At 62.9% G+C, this 24,730-nt stretch carries 24 protein-coding genes; 17 read left to right on the top strand and 7 right to left on the bottom strand.

Annotated elements, in window-relative coordinates; genetic code table 11:
* Positions 1-36: 36 nt before the first annotated feature.
* Positions 37-1,950: an ATP-binding cassette domain-containing protein gene (locus DK842_RS19750; RefSeq protein WP_114062992.1), complete on the bottom strand. Its 1,914-nt coding sequence runs from the start codon at positions 1,948-1,950 to the stop codon at positions 37-39.
* A gap of 132 nt (positions 1,951-2,082) precedes the next feature.
* Here DK842_RS19750 and DK842_RS19745 point away from each other — a divergent pair, with 132 nt between their 5' ends.
* The 7 genes from DK842_RS19745 (at position 2,083) to DK842_RS19715 (ending at position 7,945) form a co-directional block, all read left to right on the top strand.
* Positions 2,083-2,439 carry a hypothetical protein gene (locus DK842_RS19745; RefSeq protein ID WP_114062991.1) on the top strand — a complete coding sequence of 119 codons (357 nt, stop codon included), beginning with the start codon at positions 2,083-2,085 and terminating at the stop codon, positions 2,437-2,439.
* A gap of 5 nt (positions 2,440-2,444) precedes the next feature.
* Complete coding sequence (locus tag DK842_RS19740) at positions 2,445-2,906, top strand: hypothetical protein (RefSeq protein ID WP_114062990.1); 462 nt, start codon at positions 2,445-2,447, stop codon at positions 2,904-2,906.
* Positions 2,903-4,171, top strand: coding sequence for a bifunctional tetrahydrofolate synthase/dihydrofolate synthase (folC, locus tag DK842_RS19735; RefSeq protein WP_114062989.1), 1,269 nt, complete (start codon positions 2,903-2,905; stop codon positions 4,169-4,171). The genes DK842_RS19740 and folC overlap by 4 nt, the downstream gene beginning before the upstream one ends.
* Before the next feature lie 7 nt (positions 4,172-4,178).
* Positions 4,179-4,934 carry an SPOR domain-containing protein gene (locus tag DK842_RS24160; RefSeq protein ID WP_114062988.1) on the top strand — a complete coding sequence of 252 codons (756 nt, stop codon included), beginning with the start codon at positions 4,179-4,181 and terminating at the stop codon, positions 4,932-4,934.
* A gap of 5 nt (positions 4,935-4,939) precedes the next feature.
* Complete coding sequence (locus DK842_RS19725; RefSeq protein WP_114062987.1) at positions 4,940-5,458, top strand: CvpA family protein; 519 nt, start codon at positions 4,940-4,942, stop codon at positions 5,456-5,458.
* Between the two features lie 99 nt (positions 5,459-5,557).
* The gene (gene purF / locus DK842_RS19720; RefSeq protein WP_114062986.1) at positions 5,558-7,090 is read left to right on the top strand and encodes an amidophosphoribosyltransferase; all 1,533 of its coding nucleotides are present in this window, start codon (positions 5,558-5,560) and stop codon (positions 7,088-7,090) included.
* Between the two features lie 114 nt (positions 7,091-7,204).
* Positions 7,205-7,945 carry a substrate-binding periplasmic protein gene (locus DK842_RS19715; protein WP_114062985.1) on the top strand — a complete coding sequence of 247 codons (741 nt, stop codon included), beginning with the start codon at positions 7,205-7,207 and terminating at the stop codon, positions 7,943-7,945.
* Positions 7,946-7,998: 53 nt separating this feature from the next.
* On the opposite strand, the gene sodB is transcribed toward DK842_RS19715, so the two are convergent.
* Positions 7,999-8,577 carry a superoxide dismutase [Fe] gene (gene sodB, locus DK842_RS19710; protein ID WP_114062984.1) on the bottom strand — a complete coding sequence of 193 codons (579 nt, stop codon included), beginning with the start codon at positions 8,575-8,577 and terminating at the stop codon, positions 7,999-8,001.
* 122 nt (positions 8,578-8,699) lie between these two features.
* Here sodB and DK842_RS19705 point away from each other — a divergent pair, with 122 nt between their 5' ends.
* The 6 genes from DK842_RS19705 to DK842_RS19680 all read left to right on the top strand — a co-directional run bounded on the left by DK842_RS19705 (position 8,700) and on the right by DK842_RS19680 (position 15,913).
* Positions 8,700-9,863 carry a BaiN/RdsA family NAD(P)/FAD-dependent oxidoreductase gene (locus DK842_RS19705; RefSeq protein ID WP_232538539.1) on the top strand — a complete coding sequence of 388 codons (1,164 nt, stop codon included), beginning with the start codon at positions 8,700-8,702 and terminating at the stop codon, positions 9,861-9,863.
* 75 nt (positions 9,864-9,938) lie between these two features.
* Entirely contained in the window at positions 9,939-11,348 is a 1,410-nt protein-coding gene (dnaB, locus tag DK842_RS19700) for a replicative DNA helicase (protein ID WP_114063827.1), read from the top strand.
* A gap of 12 nt (positions 11,349-11,360) precedes the next feature.
* Entirely contained in the window at positions 11,361-11,669 is a 309-nt protein-coding gene (locus DK842_RS19695) for a (2Fe-2S) ferredoxin domain-containing protein (RefSeq protein WP_114062982.1), read from the top strand.
* Positions 11,669-12,277, top strand: a complete 609-nt coding sequence (locus DK842_RS19690) for an alpha/beta hydrolase (protein ID WP_114062981.1) — start codon at positions 11,669-11,671, stop codon at positions 12,275-12,277. The genes DK842_RS19695 and DK842_RS19690 overlap by 1 nt, the downstream gene beginning before the upstream one ends.
* Positions 12,278-12,331: 54 nt before the next feature.
* Complete coding sequence (locus tag DK842_RS19685; protein ID WP_114062980.1) at positions 12,332-12,907, top strand: HD domain-containing protein; 576 nt, start codon at positions 12,332-12,334, stop codon at positions 12,905-12,907.
* A gap of 171 nt (positions 12,908-13,078) precedes the next feature.
* Positions 13,079-15,913, top strand: a complete 2,835-nt coding sequence (locus DK842_RS19680) for a hybrid sensor histidine kinase/response regulator (RefSeq protein WP_168194934.1) — start codon at positions 13,079-13,081, stop codon at positions 15,911-15,913.
* A 481-nt stretch (positions 15,914-16,394) separates the two neighbouring features.
* Here the strand turns inward: DK842_RS19680 and rnk are convergent, their stop codons facing one another.
* From rnk to DK842_RS19660, 5 genes are all read right to left on the bottom strand, one after another.
* Positions 16,395-16,799, bottom strand: a complete 405-nt coding sequence (rnk, locus tag DK842_RS19675; protein WP_114062978.1) for a nucleoside diphosphate kinase regulator — start codon at positions 16,797-16,799, stop codon at positions 16,395-16,397.
* Positions 16,800-16,961: 162 nt separating this feature from the next.
* Positions 16,962-17,819, bottom strand: a complete 858-nt coding sequence (locus DK842_RS19670) for a flagellin N-terminal helical domain-containing protein (protein ID WP_114062977.1) — start codon at positions 17,817-17,819, stop codon at positions 16,962-16,964.
* Between the two features lie 179 nt (positions 17,820-17,998).
* Positions 17,999-18,133, bottom strand: coding sequence for a hypothetical protein (locus tag DK842_RS24155; protein WP_268877731.1), 135 nt, complete (start codon positions 18,131-18,133; stop codon positions 17,999-18,001).
* Positions 18,134-18,257: 124 nt separating this feature from the next.
* Positions 18,258-19,448 carry a vWA domain-containing protein gene (locus DK842_RS19665; RefSeq protein ID WP_114062976.1) on the bottom strand — a complete coding sequence of 397 codons (1,191 nt, stop codon included), beginning with the start codon at positions 19,446-19,448 and terminating at the stop codon, positions 18,258-18,260.
* 133 nt (positions 19,449-19,581) lie between these two features.
* On the bottom strand, positions 19,582-20,055 hold the full coding sequence (locus DK842_RS19660) for an organic hydroperoxide resistance protein (protein WP_114062975.1): 474 nt from the start codon (positions 20,053-20,055) through the stop codon (positions 19,582-19,584).
* A gap of 117 nt (positions 20,056-20,172) precedes the next feature.
* Here DK842_RS19660 and DK842_RS19655 point away from each other — a divergent pair, with 117 nt between their 5' ends.
* The 4 genes from DK842_RS19655 to DK842_RS19640 all read left to right on the top strand — a co-directional run bounded on the left by DK842_RS19655 (position 20,173) and on the right by DK842_RS19640 (position 24,705).
* The gene (locus tag DK842_RS19655; RefSeq protein WP_114062974.1) at positions 20,173-21,018 is read left to right on the top strand and encodes an AraC family transcriptional regulator; all 846 of its coding nucleotides are present in this window, start codon (positions 20,173-20,175) and stop codon (positions 21,016-21,018) included.
* Between the two features lie 138 nt (positions 21,019-21,156).
* Positions 21,157-22,584, top strand: a complete 1,428-nt coding sequence (locus DK842_RS19650; protein ID WP_114062973.1) for a coniferyl aldehyde dehydrogenase — start codon at positions 21,157-21,159, stop codon at positions 22,582-22,584.
* A 1-nt stretch (position 22,585) separates the two neighbouring features.
* Complete coding sequence (locus DK842_RS19645) at positions 22,586-23,101, top strand: twin-arginine translocation signal domain-containing protein (protein WP_114062972.1); 516 nt, start codon at positions 22,586-22,588, stop codon at positions 23,099-23,101.
* Positions 23,098-24,705 carry a GMC family oxidoreductase gene (locus DK842_RS19640; RefSeq protein ID WP_232538538.1) on the top strand — a complete coding sequence of 536 codons (1,608 nt, stop codon included), beginning with the start codon at positions 23,098-23,100 and terminating at the stop codon, positions 24,703-24,705. Before DK842_RS19645 ends, DK842_RS19640 begins: the two co-directional genes overlap by 4 nt.
* Positions 24,706-24,730: the final 25 nt, after the last annotated feature.

The raw sequence follows: 24,730 nt of genomic DNA, 5'->3' as shown, positions 1-24,730 counted from the left end.
GCCCATGGCCGCCTGCGCGGCAAAGCGGCGCGGCCGTCAGTTGGCGCGCTGCTCCAGCTCTTCCCAGCGCGCCAGCTTGTCCAGCAGCAGTTCGTCGATGGCCTCCACGCGCTGCTGCCAGGCGATGGCTTCCTTGGGCGCGTCTCGGTAGCAGTTGGGGTCCAGCAGACGCTGGTTCAGTTCGGCCTGTTCCGCCTCCAGCGCGCTGATCTGGTCAGGCAGCGCCGCCAGTTCGCGGGTTTCGTTGTAGGAGAGTTTGCTGCGCGGGGCCTTGGGCTTGTCCTGGCGCGGAACATCTTTGGCCGGCGCGGCGTCCTTGGTCTTTTCCGCCGGGGCGTATTCGGCCATGCGTTTTTTCGCGTCCAGCCAGTCCTGATAGCCGCCCGGATATTCTTCCAGCTTGCCTTCGCCCTCGAAGGCGATGACCTGGGTCACCACATTGTCGAGAAAGGCGCGGTCGTGGCTGACCAGGAATACGGTGCCGGAATACTGGGCAATCACGTCTTCCAGCAATTCCAGCGTGTCGATGTCCAGATCGTTGGTCGGCTCGTCCAGCACCAGCACATTGGCCGGACGGGTGAACAGGCGGGCCAGCAGCAGGCGGTTGCGCTCGCCGCCGGACAGCGAGCGCACCGGGCTGCGCGCGCGCTGCGGCGAGAACAGGAAGTCTTCCAGATAGCTCATCACATGCTTCTTCACGCCGCCGATTTCGACGAAATCATTGCCCTGGCTGATGATGTCGGCGACGCTGGTTTCCTCGTCCAGTTGCTCGCGGAATTGGTCGAAGTAGGCGATTTCCAGCTTGGTGCCTTGCTTGACCGTGCCGGAGTCGGGCTCCAGCTCGCCCAGGATCAGCTTCAGCAGCGTGGTCTTGCCGGCGCCGTTGGGCCCGATCAGGCCGATCTTGTCGCCGCGCAGGATGCGGCTGGTGAAATCGCGGATCAGTTGCTTGTCGCCGAATCCCTTGCTGACATGCTCCAGCTCCGCCACCAGCTTGCCGGAGCGTTCGCCGGCGTCCAGCTGGAAGTTGACCTGGCCCACACGCTCGCGGCGCGAGGAGCGTTCGCGGCGGATGGCCTCCAGCCGGCGCACGCGGCCCTCGTTGCGGGTGCGGCGCGCCTCCACGCCCTTGCGTATCCACGCCTCTTCCTGAGCGTGGAATTTATCGAATACGCGGTTCTGCTCTTCCTCTATCGCCAGCTCTTCCGCCTTGCGCGTCTGGTAGGCGGAGAAGCTGCCCGGATAGCTGCGCAGGATGCCGCGGTCCAGTTCAATGATGCGGGTGGCGACGTTGTCGAGGAAGCGGCGGTCGTGGGTGATCAGCAGTACGCTGCCGGAGAAACTCTTGATCAGGCCTTCCAGCCACTCGATGGCGGACACGTCCAAGTGGTTGGTCGGCTCGTCCAAGAGCAGCACGTCCGGCTTGGACGCCAGCGCGCGCGCCAGCGCCACCCGCTTTTTCCAGCCGCCGGACAGGTCGGAGATGCGCGCGTCGGGGTTCAGTTCCAGATGGCTCAGCGTGGAGGCGATCAGCGCGTCGAACTGCCAGCCGCCGCGGGCTTCCAGCTCGTGCTGGATGGTTTCCATGCGGGCGAGCGCCTGTCCGTGGTCGGCGTCGGCCTGGGTCAGTTGCTGAGTGACCTTGTGGTAGTCGGTGAGCAGGGCCTTGAGATCGCCCAGGCCTTCGGCCACGGCTTCGAACACGGTGTGCCCGGGATCGAATTCCGGCTCTTGCGGCACATAGGCGACCTTGACGTCGCCCTTGGTGTTGATGCGGCCATCGTCCAGCTGCACCGCGCCGGCGATGCCTTTGAGCAGCGACGACTTGCCCGCGCCGTTGCGGCCGATCAGGCCGACCGCCTCGCCCGGTTCCAGGGCGAAATCTACATTGTCCAGCAGCGCGTGGTGTCCGAAGGCGAGGCAGGCCTTCTCGACGGTAATCAGAGCCATGTTCGGTGTGTCTTGCGATAGGAAAAATAGCCGCCAGTTTAGCACGATGCCCCTGGCCGCGGACGGGTCGCCTGGCGGCGGCAGGGCTGATACAATGCGCGCCGAATCCACATTTGCCTGAAAGGTCCCGCCATGTACTTCGTCGACCGCGCCGTTGCCGTGATCAAGCCGAAACAACCGTTCCTGGATTGGCTGAACCAGTTGCCGGACACCGACATGGTGGATCTGACGCTGGACAGCCTGCGCAGCGACTGCACCGCCATCCTGCTGCCGGAGTTCGTGGACCCGGAAGAGGGCGTCGCCCACATCGACGAGATCAGCGAGCAGCTGTTCAAGATGGAACTCGCGTCCTGGGATGAGGACGAAAGCCTGTGGCCCAAGGATTTGTCGCTGAAGGCGTTCTGGGAATGGTTCGACGTGGAGATCCACTCCACCGTGATCGACAGCGTCGACGACGACATCACCAACAGTCCGGCCAGCGAGCTGTAACACCCATGCGCGAACGGCCGTTGCTGCAAGCCTTCTCGGTGCCGCTGCGGCCATCGCGGCTGTGGCTGGCGCTGGTTGCGGGCGGCTTTGCCGGCTACGCGCTGATCGTGCTGTGTTATCTGCCCGCGGCGTACGCGATGAGCGCGCCGGCCGCCGCCTGGCTGGCCTGGCGCGCGCTGCGCGCGGATGGCTGGGCCGGCGCGGCCAGGGTGGAGCGCATCGAGGTGGATCCGCGCGGCAGGCTGTTTCTGTGCAGCGGCGCGGAACGCCTGGAGGCGGAGCCGCTGGACGACAGCTTCGCCACGCCGCAACTGACAGTATTGAGCGCCAAAGCGGGCGGCAAGCGCCGCAGCGTGGCGCTGTGGCCGGACTCCTCCAACGCCGAGGCGCGCCGGCTGCTCAGAGTTTACCTGCTGTGGTTCCACCCGCCGCAGGCCAAGGAAGAAAGTACGGAAACCACCCGATGACGACACGAAAGACGCTCGACGACTGGCTGCATTGGCAGGAAAGCCTGCACACGGCGGCGATAGACATGGGCCTGGCCCGGGTGGAGCGCGTGCGCGACGCGATGGGCCTCAAACCGGCCTGTCCGGTGATCATGGTGGCCGGCACCAATGGCAAGGGCTCCACCTGCGCGATGCTGTCCAGCATGCTGCGCGCCGCCGGCTATAAGGTAGGCACCTACACCTCGCCGCACATCCTGCGCTACAACGAGCGCATCGCCATCGACCTCAAGCCCGCGTCGGACGAACGCATCATCTCGGCGTTCGAGGCGATAGACGCCGCGCGCGGCGACACCACGCTCACGTATTTCGAATTCGGTACCCTGGCGGCGGTGCATTGCTTCGCAGCCGAAAAAGTGGACGCGATCATCCTGGAGGTCGGCCTGGGCGGCCGGCTGGATGCGGTCAACATCTTCGAGCCGGACGTGTCCGTCGTCGTCAGCGTGGATCTGGACCATCAGGCGATACTGGGCGACAACCGCGAGGACATCGGTTTCGAGAAGGCCGGAATCTACCGCGCAGGCAAGCCGGCGATCTGCGTCGATCCCGAGCCGCCTCTGCGGCTGCTGGAGCACGCCGCCGCCATCGGCGCCGACCTCAGGTTGTACGGCCGCGATTTCGGCTTCACGCGCATGGACAACCAGTGGTCGTTCCGCCATGGCGATCATGCTCGCCATGCCTTGCCGATTCCGGCGCTGCGCGGCGGCTACCAGATGGTCAACGCCTGCGGCGCGCTGGCCGCGCTGGAAGCGCTCAAGGACACGCTGCCGGTCGGTATCGGCGCGGTCAAGCAGGGTCTGGTCGAGGTGGAGTGGCCGGGCCGGTTCCAGGTGCTGCCGGGCCGACCGGCCGTGGTGCTGGACGTCGGCCACAACCCGCACGCGGTGAAAGCCATGGCGGCCGCGCTCAAGCAGCTGCCGTATGCGGAGAAGCGCTACGCGGTGTTCTCCATGTTGGCCGACAAGGACATGGACGCGGTGATCGAGCTCGCCCGCGGCGAATTCGACCACTGGCTGGTCGCGGGGCTGGACATGCCGCGCGGCCAGAGCGGAGAGTCGATCGCCGCCAGGCTGGCCGCAGCCGGCATCGACTCGGTCGCCGCTTATCCCGCCGTGGCCGATGCTTGGGCCGCTGCCTTATCGCAAGCCGGCGACAATGATAGAATCGTCGTTTTCGGGTCTTTCCACACGGTAGCGGAAGTGGAAGCGGCCCGGCGTCACCCGGTTTGAGGAATGCATGGCACTGTCCAGCCACGATGAACTGATCTTGTTGAGAAAGCGCGCTCGCCGCCGCCTGGTCGGCGCGGTGGTGCTGGTCTCTGTTGCCACCGTCGTTTTGTGGAACGTGGTGGGCCATCTGCCGGAACAGCAGATGAAGCCGGAATCCATCGAAATCATGGGCGGCGCGTCGGCTCCTGCCGCGGCGTCGGCGCCCGCCGCCGCGGCAAAACCCGCCGCGTCGCAGCCGTTGGCCGAGACGCCCGCGCCGGTTGCCGCCGCTGGCAACGCTACGGAGCTGCCGGCCAATCTGTCCTCGGTGACCGCTCCGCCGCCGGTGGAGGCCGTCAAGCCGGCCGAAAGGCCCGCTCCAGCGCCGGCGGTCTCGGAAAGCAAACCCAAGGCGGAACCTAAGCCCGAGCCCAAGCCGGAAAAGCGCAAGGAAGAGCCCAAGGCCGAGAAGCCGCGCAAAGCGGACCCCGCGGCTATTCTGGAAGGCCGCTTCGACCCCGACAGCCATGCCGCGCCCAAGACCGAGCCGGCGCACGGCAAGTCGATGATCCAGCTGGCGGCGTTGTCGGATCCGGCCAAGGTGGACACGTTGCGGAGCAAGCTCGCCTCCATCGGCGTCGCGGCGCACTTTTCCAAGGTGGAGACCAGCAAGGGCGAGGTGACCCGTGTTCGCGTAGGACCGTTCGCCAGTCAGGCCGAGGCGCAGGCGGCGCTGCAGAAGCTGGCCAAGTCCGGCATCAACGGCATCATCATCAATAAGTAGCCGCCATGACTGTGTTCGACTATATCGCAATAGCCATTATCGCCGGATCGGTGCTGATGGCCTTGATGCGCGGCCTGATCGCCGAAGTGCTGTCGCTGGGCGCCTGGCTGATCGCCTTTTGGTGCGCCAAACAGTTTTCGCCGCTGGTGATGGCGTTTCTGCCGGACAGCCTGCAGAGCGAGGGCTTGCGCATGGTGGCCGGCTTCATCCTGGTTTTCTTCGTGGTGTGGCTGGCGACCGCCTTGTTGCGCGTGACGCTGACAGGCTTGGTGGACAGCATTGGGCTGGGCGCGATCAATCGCCTGCTGGGCGGCATGTTCGGCCTGGCGCGCGGCTTGGCGCTGGTGACGGCGCTGGTGTTGCTGGGCGGGCTGAGCAGCCTGCCGCAGAAACCGATGTGGAGGAATGCCGTGCTGGCGGCGCCATTCGAATCTCTGGCTTTGTCATTGAGGCCATGGTTGCCGCCTACGATGGCGGACAATCTGCACTACGACTCTCCCGGCGGCCAGTCGCCGGACAGTTAGGTGAAAGAGGCGGAATATCTTGATATCTTTACTTCAAGATTCCGCCTTTTTCTTTTGGGTTTTTCCTTTTGCAGCAAGTTGGGATAGAGGGCATTCAAGATGTGTGGAATTCTAGGCGTGGTCGGTCAGTCTCCGGTCAATCAGCTGCTGTACGACGGTTTGCAAGTGCTGCAACACCGCGGACAGGACGCGGCCGGCATCGTTACCGCCAATGGCAAGACCTTTCACATGCACAAGGGCAGCGGCATGGTGCGCGACGTGTTCCGCACCCGCAATATGCGTTCGCTGCTGGGCAATGCCGGCATCGCCCATGTGCGTTATCCCACGGCTGGCTCGGCTGCCTGCCTGGCGGAGGCGCAGCCGTTCTACGTCAATTCGCCCTTCGGCATCGTGCTGGCGCATAACGGCAATCTGACCAATACCGACGAGTTGAAGGCGGACATGTTCCGCAACGATCTTCGCCACATCAATACCAATTCCGACTCCGAAGTGCTGCTTAACGTGTTCGCGCATGAGGTGGCGCAGCGGGTGAGCGGCCACGAGCTGACCGTCGACGCGGTGTTCGGCGCGGTGGAGGCCGTGCACCGTCGCGTCAAGGGCGCTTATGCGGTGGTGGCGATGATCGCCGGCTTCGGCCTGGTGGCCTTTCGGGACCCCAATGGCATCCGCCCATTGGTGATGGGCTGCACCGAGACCGACGGCAAAACCGAATACATGTTCTCGTCGGAATCGGTGGCGTTGGACTGTTCCGGTTTCGCGCTGCTGCGCGATGTGGCGCCGGGAGAATGCGTGTACGTGACCTTCGACGGCGACATGCATAGCCAGGTGTGCGCGAAGAATACCCGCCTTGCGCCCTGCCTGTTCGAATATGTGTACTTCGCGCGTCCGGACTCGGTGATAGACGGCGTGTCGGTCTACCAATCCAGGCTGAACATGGGCGAGACCCTGGCCGAGAAGATTCGCCGCGACTTGCCGAATCTGGATATCGATGTGGTGATCCCGATTCCGGACTCCAGCCGACAGAGCGCGCTGCAGCTGGCCAACGCGTTGGGTCTGCCGTATCGCGAAGGCTTCATCAAGAACCGCTACATCGGTCGCACCTTCATCATGCCGGGCCAGGCGGTGCGCCGGAAGTCGGTGCGGCAGAAGCTGAACCCGGTGCCGCTGGAGTTTGCCGGCCGCAACGTGTTGCTGGTGGACGATTCCATCGTCCGCGGCACCACGTCCAAGGAAATCGTGCAGATGGCGCGCGATTCCGGCGCCAAGAATGTGTATTTCGCTTCAGCCGCGCCGGCGGTGCGTTTTCCCAACGTCTACGGCATCGACATGCCCACCCGGGCGGAATTGCTGGCCACCGGCCGCGACGAGGCCGAGATCGCGCGCGAGATCGGCGCCGACGCGGTGATCTACCAGGACCTGGACGCGCTGAAGGACGCGGTGGCGAGCGTCAATCGGGAGTTGAAGCTGTTCGAGAGCTCCTGCTTCGACGGCGAGTACATCACCGGGGACATCACCTCGGCCTACCTTGACGCCATCGAGTGCGCTCGGCTGGACTTGAAGCACAAGGACAAGGACGGCAGCGAGCAGATGATAGACCTCAACCTGAACGTGGCGGAGCAGAATCTGATCTGAGCCATGCCGCGGCCTGGACTATCCTGAAGAGGTTCCGGCCGCGATGATCCCCGCGGGGTCGCTCCGGCAAGGAGCGGCCCCGTTGTTTTTAGAGAGGATGGACTCTTGGCCCGGATGTCCGCGCTATTGTTCCTGCTGCCCCTGTTGTCCGCCGCCGGCGAGCCGACGCTGGAGCTGGTCACGCTGCAATATCCGCCTTACCAATATCAGGACGGCGCGGAGACCAAGGGTTTCGTGGTGGATATCGTGAGGGAGGCCTTCCGCAGGATGGGACGTTCCATCCACGTCAGCGTTTACCCTTGGGGACGGTCGCTGGCGATGGCGGAGTCCGGGCTGGCGGACGGCATCTTCACGCTGTACAAGACGCCTGAACGCGAGTCCAAGCTGGATTACTCGCATCAGGTGCTGATGCCGCAGGCAGTGTCGCTCTTCGTGCTCAAAGGCGCGGCAATTCATTTCGAGGGAGAGTTGAAGCCTCTGGCAGGCTATCGCTTCGGGGTGGTGAGGGCGGTCAGTTACGGCGCGATATTCGATGGAGCGGCCAAGCGCGGAGATATCCAGGTGTCGGAGGTGGCGGCCAGCGGCGAGCAGAACGTGGAAAAACTGCTTGCGCGCCGCTTCGACATTCTGGTCAGCAACCGTTACGGCGCCTGGGACATCATGAAGCGCATGCATGTTGACGGACAGGTGCGGGAGTTGCAGCCGCCGGTGGAGCAGATTCCCAGCTATCTCGCCTTCGCGCGCAAGCCTGAGCTGGCCGGGCTGCGCGAACGCTTCGACGCCGCGCTGGAGAGCATGAGGCGTGATGGCAGCTATCAGCGCCTTGTCGAGGAAGCCGACAAGTCCGCCCGCTGACCGAGGGCGCAAAAAAGGGGCCTGTGGCCCCTTGCGTCGATGCTTTCAGGGAATCAGGCGAAGTTCTTGGCCACGAAGTCCCAGTTCACCAGCTTCCAGAAGCTGTCCATATAGTTCGGGCGGCTGTTGCGGTAGTCGATATAATACGCGTGTTCCCACACGTCACAGGTCAAGAGCGGCTTCTTGTCGGTGCTCAGCGGGGTGGCGGCGTTGCTGGTGGATACCAGGTCCAGGCTGCCGTCGCTGTTCTTCACCAGCCAGGCCCAGCCGGAACCGAAGGTGCCGATGGCGGTCTGGGTGAAGGCCTTCTTGAATTCGTCGAAAGAACCCCACTTGGCCTTGATGGCGTCGGCCAGCGCGCCGGTCGGTTCGCCGCCGGCGTTCGGAGCCAGGCCGAACCAGTAGAAGGTGTGGTTCCAAACCTGTGCGGCATTGTTGAAGATGCCGCCGGACGATTTCTTGACGATCTCTTCCAGGGAGGCGTTTTCGAACTCGGTGCCCTTGATCAGGTTGTTCAGGTTGGTGATGTAGGTCTGGTGGTGCTTGCCGTAGTGGAATTCCAGGGTTTCCTTGGAGATGTGCGGGGCCAGGGCGTCCAGCGCGTACGGCAGTTCAGGCAGTTTGTGTTCCATTATGCTCTCCTTGTTGAGAAAGTAAGCCGCATAAGCGGAGGCTTTGGTCGCAGTTTACTGGAATATGCGTGGCTAGGCCAATAGTTGACTAAAATGATAGGAATAGACTTTTGCAATTTGATGTGATTGTCATTGGGGCCGGCGCCGCCGGCCTGATGTGCGCGGCGACGGCCGGAAAACGAGGCCGCAGCGTGCTGCTGCTGGACCATGCGGCCAAGTTGGCGGAGAAGATCCGCATCTCCGGCGGCGGCCGCTGCAACTTCACCAATATTCACGCCCGTTTCGATTGCTACCTGTCGGCCAATCCCAATTTTTGCCGTTCCGCATTGGCGCAATACTCGCCGCGGGACTTCGTCGACATGGTGGAGCGCCATGGCATCGGCTACCACGAGAAGAAGCTGGGCCAGCTATTTTGCGATGACGGCAGCGAGCGCATCATCGCCATGCTGGATGAGGAATGCCGCGCCGGCGGCGTGGATCGCCGGATGGAAACCGCCATTCATGGCGTATCTCGGTCAGGGGGCGGCGGTTTCGCGGTGGAAACCGGCGGCGGCCGCTTTGAATGCCAGTCGCTGGTGATCGCCACCGGCGGACTGTCCATCCCGCAGATCGGCGCCACGCCGTTCGGCTACCAGGTGGCCGAGCAGTTTGGTCTGGCTGTCACGCCGCTGTCGCCGGCGCTGGTGCCGCTCACCTTCCACGTGGAGGATGCCGAAATCTTCACCCCGCTTGCCGGGGTGTCGGTAGATGTGGAGGCCAAGGCGGGCAAGGGGCGCTTCCGCGAAAATGCGCTGTTCACCCACAAGGGCGTGTCCGGTCCCGCCATTTTGCAAGTGTCGTCTTACTGGCAGCCCGGCATGGAACTGTTGCTGGACCTGATGCCGGATGGCAATGCGGAGGGCTGGCTGGAGGAAAGGGCGGACAGCGAGCAGTTGATCGCCAACGCTTTGACCGAGCTTGGCTGGTCGCGCCGCTTCGCCGACGCCTGGCTGGATCGGGTGGGCATGAACAAGCGTCTGAAGGATTTGGGGCCCAAACAGCGCGGCCAGCTTGCGGAACAGTTGCACCGTTGGTGCGTGAAGCCCAACGGCACCCAGGGATACAAGAAGGCTGAGGTGACGTTGGGCGGGGTTTCCACCAAGGCGCTTTCGTCCAAGACGCTGATGGCCAATGACGCGCCGGGACTGTTTTTCATCGGCGAGGTGGTGGACGTCACCGGCTGGCTGGGAGGCTATAACTTCCAGTGGGCATGGTCGTCCGGCTTTGTCGCCGGAATGAACTGCTGAGCGAGCCTGATTGTTTCGGGTTAGAATTGCGTTTTGCCTTACGCGCGCCGTTTCCGGCGCGCCTTCCGGGTCTACATGACAGAACAGTACGAGAATTTCGACAGCGAGATGGCGTCCATCCGCACGCCGCCGCATTCGGTGGAGGCCGAGCAGTCCGTGCTGGGCGGCCTGCTGCTGGACAACAGCGCCTGGGACAAGATCGCCGACGTGGTGTCGGAGGCGGATTTCTACCGCCATGACCATCGGCTGGTATACAAGCATATCGCCAAGCTGGTTGAGCTGGCGCGTCCGGCTGACGTGGTGACGGTGGCCGAGGCGCTCGACAAGAACGCCGAGCTGGCTGAGATCGGCGGCTTGGCCTATCTGGCCACCCTGGCGCAGAACACGCCGTCGGCGGCCAACATCCGCCGCTACGCCGAAATCGTGCGCGAGCGCTCGGTGATGCGCCAGCTGGCCCAGGTGGGCACCGAAATCGCGGAAGCCGCGTATTCGCCGATGGGCCGCGATGCCGCGCAATTGCTGGACGAGGCCGAGGGCCGAGTGTTCCAGATCGCCGAATCCACCGCCAAATCCAAGCAGGGCTTCCTGGAAATGCCGGGCCTGCTGAAGGAAGTGGTGGAACGCATCGACATGCTGTACAGCCGCGACAATCCGGACGAGGTGACGGGGGTTCCCACCGGCTTCATCGACCTGGATGCGAAAACCTCCGGTCTGCAGCCCGGCGATTTGATCATCGTCGCCGGCCGGCCGTCCATGGGCAAGACGGCCTTTTCGATGAACATCGCCGAGCATGTGGCGGTGGAAAGCCACCTGCCGGTGGCCGTCTTCTCGATGGAAATGGGCGGCGCGCAGCTGGTGATGCGTATGCTGGGCTCGGTGGGGCGGCTGGATCAGCATACCTTGCGCACCGGCAAACTGGGCGACGAGGACTGGCAGAAGCTGACCTACGCGATAGGCAAGCTGTCCGAGGCGCCGATGTACATCGACGAAACCCCGGCGCTGACCGCGCTGGAGGTGCGCGCCCGCGCCCGCCGACTGGCGCGCCAGCACGGCGGCAAGCTGGGTTTGATCGTGATCGACTACCTGCAGCTGATGTCCGGCTCCGGGCGCGGCGACAACCGCACGGCGGAACTGGGCGAGATCTCGCGCGGCCTGAAGGGGCTGGCCAAGGAACTGCAAGTGCCGGTGATCGCGTTGTCGCAGCTGTCGCGGGCGGTGGAGCAGCGGCCGAACAAGCGGCCGATGATGTCCGACCTGCGGGAATCGGGCGCCATCGAGCAGGATGCCGACTTGATCGTCTTCATGTACCGCGAAGAGTATTACAACCCGGAAAACCAGGATGTGAAGGGCATGGCGGAAGCCATCATCGGCAAGCACCGTAACGGCCCCACTGGCGCGGTGCGGCTGGCCTTTGTCGGCAAATACGCCAAGTTCGATAATGCCGCCACCCTCGGCATCAGCGGCTGGGCGGACAACGACAGTTAAACGAGAAAATTCATGAGCTTTTTCGACAAGCACGTATTCATCTGCTGCAATCAGCGCGACGCCTGTCAGGATTGCTGCAACAACCACGGCTCCAGCGAGTTGCTGGGCTATATGAAGGACCAGGTCAAGGCTTTGGGCCTGGCCGGCGAGGGCAAGATTCGCGTCAACAAGGCCGGTTGCCTGGGCCGCTGCGACGACGGCCCGGTGATGGTGGTCTACCCGGAGGAGACCTGGTACACCTTCGTCGACAAGGACGACATCGACGAGATCGTCCGCGAGCACATGGTCCACGGCCGCGTGGTGGAAAGGCTGAAGCTCTGATGCTGAAGGCGATGAACAAAGTCGGCATCGCCGGCCCGGCAGGGCTGCTGGACACCATCTGCGTGCCGGCGCAGGGCGAGGCATCCGGCGTGGCTGTGATCTGCCATCCCAATCCGCTGCAGGGCGGCACCCACACCAACAAGGTGGTGCAGACCGCCGCCAAGGCTTTGTCGCAGCTGGGTTACGCGTGTTATTGCCCGAATCTGCGCGGCGTCGGCGATAGCGAGGGCGAACACGATTACGGCAACGGCGAGGTGGACGATGCGATCGCGGTGGTTGAATACGCCAGATCGCAGCATCCGGGCCTGCCGCTGGCGCTGGCCGGTTTCTCTTTCGGCGGCTTCGTCGCCGCCCGCGCCCGCGCCCGCATCGAGGCCGACAAGCTGCTGCTGATGGGCGTGGCGGTGGGCAAGTATCCGATTCCGACACCGGAGGTGCCGGCCGATACGCTGGTGATACACGGCGAAGAGGATGAGGTGATTCCGCTCTCCAGCGTGATGGAATGGGCGCGGCCGCAAAACCTGCCGGTGCTGGTGTTTCCCGGCGCGGGCCACTTTTTCCATGGCCGGCTGGTGCAGCTGGCGCAAATGATCCAGCGGTGCTGGTAACAGAATCGAGCAGACCCAGGTCTGCTTTTTTTGCACCTACAGAAAGATAAAAAGATGCAGAACATCATTGATTTCGTGCTGGAAATCGACAAGCTCAAGCAGGTCACCCGCAAAACGAAGGTGCTGAATAGCGACCGCTATGAGAACTCGGCTGAGCACAGTTGGCAAATCGCCTTGCTGGCTTCGTCGCTGGCGCCATACGCGGTGGCGCCGGTCGACATGAGCCGGGTGGTGGCGATGCTGCTGGTGCATGATATCGGCGAGATCGAAACCGGCGACACCATCGTCTATGCCGAAGGCGGCTGGGAGGAGCGCAAGGCGCAGGAACTGGCCTGCGTCACCCGCATTTTCGGTCTGCTGCCGGCAGAGCAAGGCCAGCGCTTCCTAGCGCTATGGAATGAATTCGAAGCCGGAGACACGGCGGAGGCGCGCTTCGCCCATGCGGCTGACCGCGCGATGCCCGTCTTGTTGAACCTGGCCAACAACGGCCAGAGCTGGCGCGAGAACGGCATCCGCCATCAGCAGGTGCTGGACCGCATCGGTCCGCCCATCCGTCAGGGCTGTCCCGCCTTGTGGGACTATCTGGAGGGGCGCCTGGCTGCTGCCAAGGTTCAGGGATGGTTGGGCTAAGGCTATTTCTCGCCATGTGGAAAACGCCCTGCGCGGCGTTTTTCCTTCCTCGCCGGCGATGGCGGCATGATATGCAAGAGGAGGCTGATGCTCTATACATAAGCAATCTGGGGTTCTTCTAGGTTGTTCCACGCCTGGAAGCATGCCGACATGTGGAGGGTGGTCCTCATCATGCAACAGGCACATCCGGCTTCTTCCGCCAATATGGAATTTCTTTCCACCTTGCCTCCCTCTCCCGGGCAACGCCGCCTCGCGTTGATTGTCGCCGTGACGTCGCTGCTGTTCTTCTGCGCGGCGGCGCCGTTTGCGCAGACTCATCTTCCCCAGTCCACGGCCTTCATTCCCATCTATCAGTCAGCGCTGACGATCAATGATCTGGTGACGGCTACGTTGCTGTTCGGGCAATTCGCCATCCTGCGCCATTCCAGTCTGCGATTGCTTGCCATCGGTTACTTGTATACCGCGCTGATGGCGGTATTTCACGCGCTCAGCTTTCCAGGCTTGTTTGCCGATCATGGCCTGCTTGGAGGCGGGGCGCAGACAACGGCTTGGCTGTACATGTTCTGGCATATCGGCTTTCCCGTGATGGTGATCGCGTACGCCAAGCAGAAGCCTACAACGGAAGCTCGCCCCTTGGCGGCGGGAGGCGCGATTGCGTGGTCTATCGGACAAACCTGCCTGGCGGTGGGCTTTTTCGTCTTGTTGGCAACAGCATGGCACGACGAATTGCCCGCCATCATGCAGGGCAACAGCAATGCGCCGCATATGCGCGTGGTGTCTTTGCTCATGTGGGGCGTCAGCTTTTTCGCGCTTGTCGCGGTTGCGGCTCGCTGGCGGCAGTCTCGGCTGGACCTTTGGTTGAGCGTGGTGATGGTCGTATGGCTGTGCGATGTCGGTTTGTCGAATGTGCTGAACGCCTCGCGTTTCGACCTGGGATTCTATGTAGGCCGGGTCTATGGCTTGCTGGCGGCAAGCTTCGTGTTGCTGATGCTGTTATTGGAAAACGGCAGGCTTTATGCGCAGTTGGCGGCGAGCGCAGCAGAGCTGAAATCGGCCAAACTCGAGGCGGAAGGGGCGACCCAGGCCAAATCCATGTTTCTGGCCAATATGAGCCATGAAATCCGCACGCCTATGAATGCGATCATCGGCATGTCCTATCTGGCGCTGCGGACGGATCTGGATGATCAGCAGCGCAACTACATCAGCAAGATTCATAACGCCGGCACCTCTCTGCTTGGCATCATCAACGACATACTGGACTTTTCCAAGGTGGAGGCTGGCAGGCTGGAGCTGGAGGCGCAGCCGTTCAGGCTGGACGATGTGCTGGACAGCGTGTCCGCCCTGGTGGCGCAGCGGGCGGCGGACAAGGGCTTGGAGTTGTTGTTCGAGACGGCAGAGGATGTCCCGCAAGGGCTGATTGGCGACGCCTTGCGGCTGGGGCAGGTGTTGACCAACCTGGTGGGAAATGCGATCAAATTCACGGAAAAGGGGCAGGTTTCCATCATCATTGGGTTGGTTGAGCGGATGGACGACAGGGCGCAGCTCAAATTCTGCGTTCATGATACGGGCATTGGAATGGGCGAGGAGCAAATGGCCCGTTTGTTCCAGGCTTTCAGCCAGGCGGATGATTCGACCACCCGCCGTTTCGGCGGCACGGGGCTGGGTCTGAACATCGCCAAGCGACTGGTGGAACTGATGGGCGGAGCCATGAAGGTTGAGTCTGCTCCGGGTTGGGGCAGTTCGTTCATTTTCAATTGTTGGCTGGGCGTGTCGCTTGAAACGGACTCCCGCCGACAGGCGTTGCCCAGGGAAATGCGCGGGTTGAGAGTGATGGCGGTGGACGATAACCAGTCAGCGCTGGATGTACTCGGCGCCCAATTGCGGCAGCTGGGCTTTGACGTGCAGTCAAGCCAGAATGGGCAGGATGCCGTGAACCAGGTGAGGCAAGACTGTCTGGCTAAGCCCTTTGACGTGGTTTTTGTCGATTGGATGATGCCGGAGATGGACGGCCTGGAGGTAGTCCGCCGCATGCGTCAGATCAGCCGCAAGATGCGCATCATCATGGTGACGGCGTTTGGACAGGATGAGGTCAGAAGCAAGGCCCGCGCCGCGGGCTGTGACGCTTTCATGGTCAAGCCGGTGAACCAGTCACAGTTGTTCGATGTATTGCTGGAGGTATTCGGTTTTGGACGCGGCGGAAGTTTGGGAGTGGCCGCCGATCTCGATCATCCTCCTAATTTTTATGGGGCCCGTTTGCTGTTGGTGGAAGATAACCGAATCAACCAGCAGATCGCGATCGAACTGCTGGAGGGAACCGGCGCGACAATAACGGTGGCGGCAAATGGGCAGGCCGCGCTGGACAAGTTGGCGGCGCATGGTCCCGAAGCTTTCGACGCCGTGCTGATGGACGTGCAGATGCCGGTGATGGATGGCATCGAAGCCACGCGTCGCATCCGTCAGCAGATGGAGTATGCGGAGCTGCCCATTATCGCGATGACCGCCGACGCGTTGGTGGAGGAGAGGGAGCGTTGCCTGGCGGCTGGCATGGCGGACCATGTGGCCAAACCGATAGACCCGCAGGTGTTGTTTTCCACGTTGGCGCGCTGGATCAGTCGCGACGCCCCGCTGTCGGACGTAGCGGTTGCCGAGGAGGCGCCGCTGCCGAGGATTGCGGGATTGGATCAGGCTGCGGGTTTGCGGCGGGTGGCGGGAAACCGAGAGCTTTATCTGCATTTGTTGCGCCAATTCCTCGAAGAGGAATCCGGCGCGGCGATCCGTTTCGGTGTGGCGGTCAGCGAAGGAGACTACCAGACGGCGGAGCGGGTCGTGCATACGCTGAAGGGCGCCGCGGGGAACATCGGCTTCGTCGATTTGCAAAAAACCGCAATGCGGCTGGAGATGGCCACGCGAGCTCGGGAAGACCATCAAGGCTTGCTGGCCGAATTGGAGGCGGAGCTGGTCCAGGCGATGGATGCTTTGCGCGACGGGCTGGCGGCGCTGGGCTGAAGGGGCTGGGGCGAGAGGGATGGTGAAGGAGTGCCTGCTCGTTTGGCGGTCTTGCTTGCGGTTGGAGATGTCGATGCGCTTGCGTATTTTCTCGAGCATGCGCAGAGCGTCTGGGCGGAGTTTCCCGAAGACGCATGCTCCGCGTTCTAGAGTGCGCTCAATTGTTTCGATTTCGTATCGGCGTTGGCTGAGTTGCGCAGACTGGCGAAGTCGTATGGCAAGTCGCTGTCGGGCGGATGAAGTGAGGGAAGCCAGGCCATCCCATCGCCAGATCATGCTTGGAGGATGAGAAAATCCTGGCCCACGTGCATGGATGGATGAAAATCATTGTCGAACCCCGCCAGCGAACAGACGGCGATGCTTTGCAAGTGGTGAAGGCAATTATCCAGCGGCACCGCCGTTCTCCGGCGCGGATCGGATGAGCGATTATCGCGGCGCGGGAAGGGCGGAAGGCAATGGCCAGGAGTATCCTGGCCATTTCTCAGCGGTGGAATTCGCCCGCCGCTTCTGGTTGGTAGGTGATTTCCAGCACGCTTAGTTCGGTATGGCCGGACGGCGTCGGCCATTGCATGCTCTGGCCTACAGACAAGCCCAGCAGCGCGGCGCCGATCGGCGCGAGCACGGATATGCGCCCCTGTTCGCTGTCGGCGTCTTTGGGGTAGACCAGGGTCAGCAGCTTCTCCTGGCCGTCTCCCAGTCGAATGCGCACAGAAGTGTTCATGGTGACCACGCTGGCTGGCATGGCTTGCGGCTCAACCACATCTGCCCGTTCCAGCTCCGCTTCCAGGCGGCTTGCCACCGGATGGTCATGCTCGCAGCTCTCCAGCAAGGCGGCCAGCCTGTCGTAGTCAAGAGAGGAAATGGTGATTGCCGGCGTGGGCGACATATGAAGCTCCTTGCAAATGGACAAAGGGCACCGCTTGCGGTGCCCGATGGACAAATCCCTGGAGGGATTCAGTGGTCGATGATAGCGGAATCAAATGCTATCAAACAAGATAGATTTGGGATTATTTTTCTCGTTCCAATGGGAACTTTTCGTGAAAGTTGCTCAGCCAAGCAATGATAGGGCGGCTTGAGGGGCGATATTTGCCTGGCCCAGCGCGGCGGCGCCGGTCCGTCCCAGTATTTGCTGCGAAGCCAGCCTGGCTGTTGCCGCGGCAAAGTCGGTGTCGTTGATCCGGCTATGGGCGGCGGCCGTGTTCAGCGTGGAGCTCTGCAGATTGTTCACCACGGCTTCGAAACTATTGCTGACTGCGCCCAGCGTCGCTCGCTGCGAAACCAGGGTGCCCAGATCGCTGTTGAGGCTCTGCTGAGCGGTCAGCGCATTGGCCTGGGTGGTGATATCTATGGTATTGGTGGCCGCCAAGTTGCTGTTATAGCCGTTCAGGCCGCCATTGGCGGGCGTATTGGTCAAGTCTATCCCGGGCACCGTGATCTGGTTGCTGGCAGTGCCGTTGGGGCCGACTTGGAAGGTGGTGCCGTTGCCGTTGTTCAGCAACTGGGTGCCGTTGAACTGGGTGCTCTGGATGATTTGGGAGTTGGCTTGGGTCAGTTGGTCGACTTGCTGTTGCAGCGCTTGGCGGTTGCTGGAGCTGAGGATGCCGTTGCCAGACTGGATGGCCAAGTCCTGAATCTGCTGGGTGTTGTTCTGTATTTGCCCGAGCGCGTAGTCTGCGGTTTGCACCAGCGATGCGCCGTCATTGGTGTTGTTGATCGCCTGGTTGCTGCCATTGATCTGGGCTTGCAGTTGCTGGGCGATGGCGAGATTGGCGGCATTGTCCGCCGCGCTGTTGAGCACGGAGCCTGAGCTTAGCTGGGCAAGCACCTGCTTGGTGGCTTGCTGGGTCTTGTTCAGGTGGTACTGTCCGGCCAGCGAGGCCGGGTTGGTGTTGACTGTCAGCGCCATGGTGTTTCTCCGCTGCGAATCCCGGTGGGTTCAATGATCCGGTTTCATTTTAGAAACAATGGCTTGGGCGGGCAACCGTCATTTCTTAACGAGTGTATGCAATCCGACAAATGTCGGGTTGCCGCGGACAACAAAAAAGCGCGTTGGAACGCGCTTCACGCTGGAGAGATGTTGCGGAATCAGCGGCGGCGGCGGGGTTCGTCGCTCCGGATGCGGATGGGCACCAGCCTGACTTGCTGTTGTTGCGGGGCAGCCAGCAATTTGGCGACAGCGACGACCGCGACGACAAGGGCGGCGATAAGAAGGATTTGCATGTTCATGACTCCCCGTGGCTGGAACTGGGGCCGGTTTCGGACTGTCTCCGCGGCCCCTTGACTTCATTCTGGGCTACAACCTGCCGCAGACTCAAGTAGAAAGTTGTGAGTCAACGTTAAATTTTCAAGCGGAAGCGGCAGTTTTTTTCAAATCCCGCATCGCCTGGTCCAGGCCGGCCAGCGTCATCGGCCGCATGCGTTGGCCCATCAGCTGGTGGATCATCCCCACCGATTGGGTGTGGTTCCAGTGCTCTTCCTCAAGCGGATTGATCCAGACCGCGTGCTTGAAGTGTTCCAGCAGGCGCTTGAGCCAGGCCGCTCCGGACTCTTCGTTCATATGCTCGACGCTCCCGCCGGGAAAGGTGATCTCGTAGGGGCTCATGCTGGCGTCTCCAACGAAGATCAGCTTGTAATCGCGGCCGAATGTATGGATCAGGTCCCAAGTCGGAAAACGCTGGCTTTGGCGGCGATTGTTGTCTTTCCACACCGACTCGTACACGCAGTTGTGGAAATAGAAGTACTCCAGATGCTTGAATTCCGCCTTGACCGCGGAAAACAGCTCTTCGCAGGCGCGGATATGGTCGTCCATCGATCCGCCCACATCGAACAGCACCAAAACTTTGACGCTGTTGTGCTGCTCGCGCCGCATTTGCAAGTCCAGCATGCCGCCTTTGCGCGCGGTGGCGGCGATGGTGGCGTCCAGGTCCAGGACTTCTTCCGCCCCGTCGCGGGCGAACTCGCGCAGGCGCCGCAGCGCCAGCTTGATGTTGCGGGTGCCAAGCTCGACTTTGTCGTCGAAGTTGCGGAATTCGCGCTGGTCCCACACTTTTACCGCGCGGCGATGGCGTGATTGGTTCTGGCCGATGCGCACGCCTTCTGGATTGTAGCCCCAGGCGCCAAAGGGACTGGTGCCGCCGGTGCCTATCCACTTGTTTCCGCCCTGATGGCGCTCCCGTTGTTCCTCCAGGCGTTGGCGCAGCGTCTCCATCAGCTTGTCCCAGCCCAGTCCCTGAAGCTTTTGCCGCTCCTCCTCGCTGAGGTATTTTTCAGCCTGCTTGCGCAGCCACTCCTCGGGAACGGGGCGTCGCAGATCGTCCAGGCTCAGCTCCAAGCCCTTGAAGTGGTGGCCGAACACCTGATCGAAACGGTCGAAGTATTTTTCGTCCTTCACCAGCGCCGAGCGAGACAGATAGTAAAACTCGTCAAGGCTGCCGAAGGCGATGTTGAGCCGCAGCGCTTCCAGCAACAGCAGGAATTCTTTCAGAGTGACCAGCAAGCCGGCGTTGCGCAGCGCGTAGAAGAAATCGATCAGCATGTGGGGCGGTTGGGAGTGAAGGAGGTTCTGCAGCGCATCATACTATGTCCGGGCGGTCGCGGCATGCATGGTGTCGGGCCACGCCGGCGGTCCGCGCCGAAACGGAGAGTCCCAGCGCGGAGCCTGCCTGCGATCAGAGCGGCGACGGCGGTGCCTTGAGCTCGGGATATCTGGACCCTGTTTCCGCGAGGTTCAGGCGCACGTCGATGTTGCCATGCGTGGCGTGGGAATAGGGGCAGACGATGTGCGCCTGCCCGATCAGCGCCTTCGCCTCCTCGATGTCCAGTCCGGGCAGGCTGATCCGCAGCTCGACTTCGAGTCCGAAGCCGGTGGGGAGGACGCCGATGCCGACGACACCGGTCACGCTGGCTTCAGCCGGCAGCGTCTTTTTTTGTTTGGCCGCGACGAATTTCATCGATCCCAGGAAGCAAGCGGCATAGCCTGCTGCGAACAGCTGCTCTGGATTGGTGCCCGGGCCGTCGGCGCCGCCGAGCTCGCGAGGCGTGGATAGCAGGACTTTCAGCGCCCCGTCCGAGGACTCGGCGCGACCTTCGCGGCCTCCGCTGACGGTGGCCTGGGTGCGGTACAGAATCTTTTCAATCGACATGGTGTGTTCCTGATGGTTGGGCAGAGTGTCATTGGGCCGTTTGGCATAAAGCACTTTACGTCATGAGTGGATACGATAAGATTTATAAAATCCTAAAAAATTGATCGAAAGTTTCAAATGACGGTTGCGTGTGTCGATCGCCTAGACGCGTTGTTGGACCGCTTTCCAGTTCGCGCTCGGACGTTCCATTCCGGCACCCTGTGCGGCGCCGCGGAATTTTCCCGGTCCGGCAGCAGCGGCCAGCTGCATCTGGTCAGGTCCGGCGTCTTGAACGTGCTCCATGCCAACCCATCGGCCGATCTGCATGTGGACGTGCCCAGCCTGTTGTTCTATCCGCGGCCGATGCCGCGCCGATTCGTTTTGGATGAGGGGGGCCGGGCTGACCTGGTTTGCGCCGAGCTTAACTTCGACGGCGGAGCGGAAAACCCCATCGTGGCGGCGCTGCCGGCGGCGATTTGTCTGCCGTTGGGCCGCATCGCCGGCGCCGCGCCGGTGTTGTCTACGCTGTTCGACGAGGCCTTCAGCGACAACTGCGGCCGGCATGTCGTAGTCGACAGGCTGTTCGAGGTCGTGCTTGTGCAGTTGCTGAGGCATCTGCTGGAAACTGGCGAACTGCGCGGCGGCATGCTGGCCGGGCTGTCTCATCCCAAGCTTAGGAAAGCGTTGGCGGCGATGCATGAGCGGCCGGCCAGAGAGTGGTCGCTGGATGGGCTGGCCGGCATCGCGGGGATGTCGCGCAGCGTTTTCGCCGGCAGTTTCCGCGACGTTGTCGGTTGCACGCCGGGAGCCTATCTGCAGGGCTGGCGGGTCAGACTCGCGCAGCAGGCGTTGAGGCAGGGCAGGCGCTTGAAAGTGATCGCAATCGAGGTGGGCTACGGCAGCGAAGCCGCATTGTCCCGGGCATTCAAGGCGCAATGCGGCCTGACGCCACGACAATGGCGCCAGTCGCGCGAGATGGACTGACGCCGACTGAGGATTTCAGGCATGGCGGCCGCGGGAATGACATCCGGGCATGATGACAGTTGGGGCTGGCCGGTGCTAATCTTGGTTAGAGCGCAGGCTCTAAACGATTGTTTGGCTGGTATCAACAAGGACAATGCTATGGATGCCATCAAGATGCCCCCTCAGGAAGAAGGCGCGCTGCTGGATGCCTTTTCTCGGCTCAAGGCCGTTGCCGCCGCCGAGCCGTATCCGTCGCTAGAAACCCGGAAGTCCTGGTTGAACGCGCTGGAGCGCCTGATTCAGGAAAACCGCCAGGCGCTGGTCGACGCGGTGGGGCGCGATTTCGGCCAGCGCAGCGCCGTGGAGACGCGTCTTGCGGAGCTCTTCCCCTCGCTGGAAGGGCTGCGCCATGCCCGCCGCCATCTGAAAAGCTGGATGAAGCCGCAGCGGCGCGGCGTTTCTTTCTGGTTCGCGCCCGCTGGCGCCAGCGTGCACCCCCAGCCGCTGGGCGTGGTGGGGGTGGTGGTGCCGTGGAATTATCCATTGTTCCTCGCCTTCGGCCCCATCGTCGCCGCGCTGGCGGCCGGCAATCGGGTGATGGTGAAAATGTCGGAATACACGCCGGCCACCGGGGAACTGGTTCAGCGACTCGCGCGCGAGCATTTCGGGGAGGATTTGCTGACCGTGGTGAACGGCGGGCCGGAATTGGCGCAGGCTTTCGTCCGGTTGCCGTTCGATCATTTGCTGTTCACCGGCTCTACCGCCGTGGGGCGCCATGTGATGCGGGCGGCAGCGGAAAACCTGACGCCTGTGACGCTGGAACTGGGCGGCAAGTCGCCGGTTTTGGTCGCGCGGGGGGCCAATCTCAAGCGCGCGGCGGAAGCCATCGTCGCCGGCAAGATGATGAATGCGGGGCAGACCTGCGTGGCGCCAGACTATCTGCTGGTCAACGAGAAGGATTGCGCGCTGTTGCTGGACGAGATCCGGGACGCGGCCAAGCGAGCTTATCCCACGCTGGCAAGTAACCCCGATTACACCGCGATCGTCAACGCCAGGCATTACCAGCGTCTGACGAGTTGGCTGGAGGGCGCTCGCGAGGCGGGCGCGCGCATCGACGATGTCAATCCGGCGGGCGAGGCGCTGGCCGCGGTCCGCAAGCTGCCGCTTACCCTGGTTCAACGATGCCCGGAAGATTGCGCGCTGATGCAAGAGGAAATCTTCGGCCCCATCCTGCCGGTCGTCGCTTACGACAAGTTCGATGAGGCGCTGGCTTACATCAATGCCCGGCCAAGGCCGCTGGCATTGTATCTGTTCGACGACGATCCGCTGCGGATGGAGCGCGTGCTGAAAGAAACGATATCGGGCGGCGTCAGCATCAACGACACTTTGCTGCACGTGGTGCAGGAAGACCTGCCATTCGGCGGGGTGGGGCCATCCGGCATGGGGCATTACCACGGCCGCGAAGGCTTCCTGACCTTCTCCAAACTCAAGCCGGTATTTCGCCAGAGCCGCCTGTCCGGAGCCTGGTTGACACGTCCGCCGTATGGCGCGGCGGTGGAATGGCTGCTCAAGCTGATGCTGCGTTGACATGGCTAGCCGGCGTCAATTCTTGAAAGCAGGCGCGTTCGGCGGCGCAGCTTTGCTGATCGCGGGCTATTGGGCCGCGCCAGCGGCAGACCCGGAGGCGGAGGCCGTCGCCGGATTGTCCTGGCTGCGCCCGGCAGATGCGCAGATCGTGATGGCGTTGGCGCCGGTGCTGCTGGGCTTGGCCGAGCTGCCGGTTGCCAAAGTGGCGCAGGGCGTCGACCAGGCTATCTCCGGCCTGCCGCTCGCGACTCAAGAGGAAATCCGGCAGATGTTCGATTTGTTGGGCAATCGCTGGGCCCGACGCTGGCTGGCGGGCGTGCGCCCTCCATGGCGGATGGCGGGCGCCATGGAGTCGGCGCGCTTTCTGCAGCGCTGGCGCGAAAGCCGCTTTGCCTTGCAAAACAGCGTCTATCAGGGTTTGCATCGTTTGATTCATGCCGGGTGGTATGGCAGCCCGGCAAGTTGGGCCGCGCTGGGGTATCAGCAACCTGCCGCGGTGATGGGAATGCTGCCGTGAGCGGAAAAATACCCGATCTGATCCGACAGGGCCTGGCCAGCGGCTGGAAGGCCATGGACGGCGCGGCGCAGCGCAACGACTTGTTCCTGAGCGCCGACGTGGCCGTCATCGGCAGCGGCGCGGGCGGCGGCATCGCCGCGGAGGCGTTGAGCTTGGCTGGTTTGGATGTGTTGCTGCTGGAAGAGGGCGGCTTGCACAGCTCCAGCGACTTCCGCCTATTGGAAGCCAAGGCCTACCCCGAGCTGTATCAGGAATCCGCCAGCCGGCAAACGCTGGACAAGGCTATCACCATTCTGCAGGGCCGGGCGGTGGGCGGCAGCACGGTGGTGAACTGGACCAGCAGCTTCCGCACGCCGCCGGATACTTTGTTGTGGTGGCAGGAAAACCATGGGCTGCCAGGGCTATCCGTCGAAGCGATGCGGCCCTGGTTCGAGCAGGCGGAGCGTAGGCTGGGCATCGGCCCGTGGCTGGCGGAGCCCAATGGCAACAATCTGGTGCTGGAGCGCGGCTGCCTGGCGCTTGGGCTGAGGCACGCGCGCATTCCCAGGAACGTGCGCGGTTGCTGGAATCTGGGCTACTGCGGCATGGGCTGCCCCACCAACGCCAAGCAATCCATGCTGGTGACTTGCATCCCCTCCGCGCTGTCCCGGGGCGCGCGACTGCTGTCGCGCGCGCGGGTAGACAGGCTGGCCGCGGACCCGGCGGGCAAAAGCATTTCGGCGATAGAGGGCAGCTTTCTGGGCGCGGACGGCAATACGCCTAGCGGCCGCCGCTTCATGGTCCGGGCCCGGCATGTGGTGCTGGCCGCCGGCGCCATCGGCACGCCTGCCATTTTGTTGCGCAGCGGTCTGGCGGACGCATCGGGGCAAACCGGGAGGCGCACCTTTCTGCATCCGGTGACGCTGAGCGCGGCGCTCATGCCGGAGAGGATAGAGCCCTACAACGGCGCGCCGCAAAGCGTTTACTCCGACCACTACATGCACACCCAGCCGCTGGACGGCGCGCTGGGCTTCAAGCTGGAAGTGCCGCCCATCCATCCCTTGCTGGCCAGCGTCACGTTTCCGGGTTTCGGCAGCGAACAGGCGAGCTTGCTGCGACAGCTGCCGCATCTGCATGCGACCCTGGCGCTGATGCGCGATGGCTTTCATCCGGACAGCCGCGGCGGCGAGGTCCGACTGCGCAGCGACGGATCTCCAGTGCTGGACTATCCGCTCAACGATGTGATCTGGGACGGCGCGCGCCGCAGTTGGCTGGCGATGGCTGAGTTGCAGTTCGCCGCCGGCGCGCGCCTGGCGATGCCGCTGCACGAGGCGGCCAGGCCCGCTTCCAGCTGGCGGCAGGCCCGCGCCATGATAGAAGGTTTGCCGCTGAGGGCGCTGCAAGCCCGGCTGGTCAGCGCCCATGTGATGGGCGGCATGGCGATGGGCGGCGACCCGTCCCTCTCAGTGGTGGATGAATGGGGAGGGCATTGGACTTGGCGGAATCTGACTGTGCTGGACGGCTCCATTTTTCCGACCAGCATAGGGGCGAACCCGCAGTTGTCCGTCTACGCCTTCGCGTTGCGGGGCGCCGACCATCTGGCGCGCGCGCTGGCCAGGGGATGATGCCGGCCATGCGGCCGGCATCAGG

The sequence above is a fragment of the Chromobacterium phragmitis genome (genome assembly GCF_003325475.1).
Classification (GTDB): Bacteria; Pseudomonadota; Gammaproteobacteria; order Burkholderiales; family Chromobacteriaceae; genus Chromobacterium; species Chromobacterium phragmitis.
This window is presented reverse-complemented; position numbering and strand designations above follow the sequence as displayed.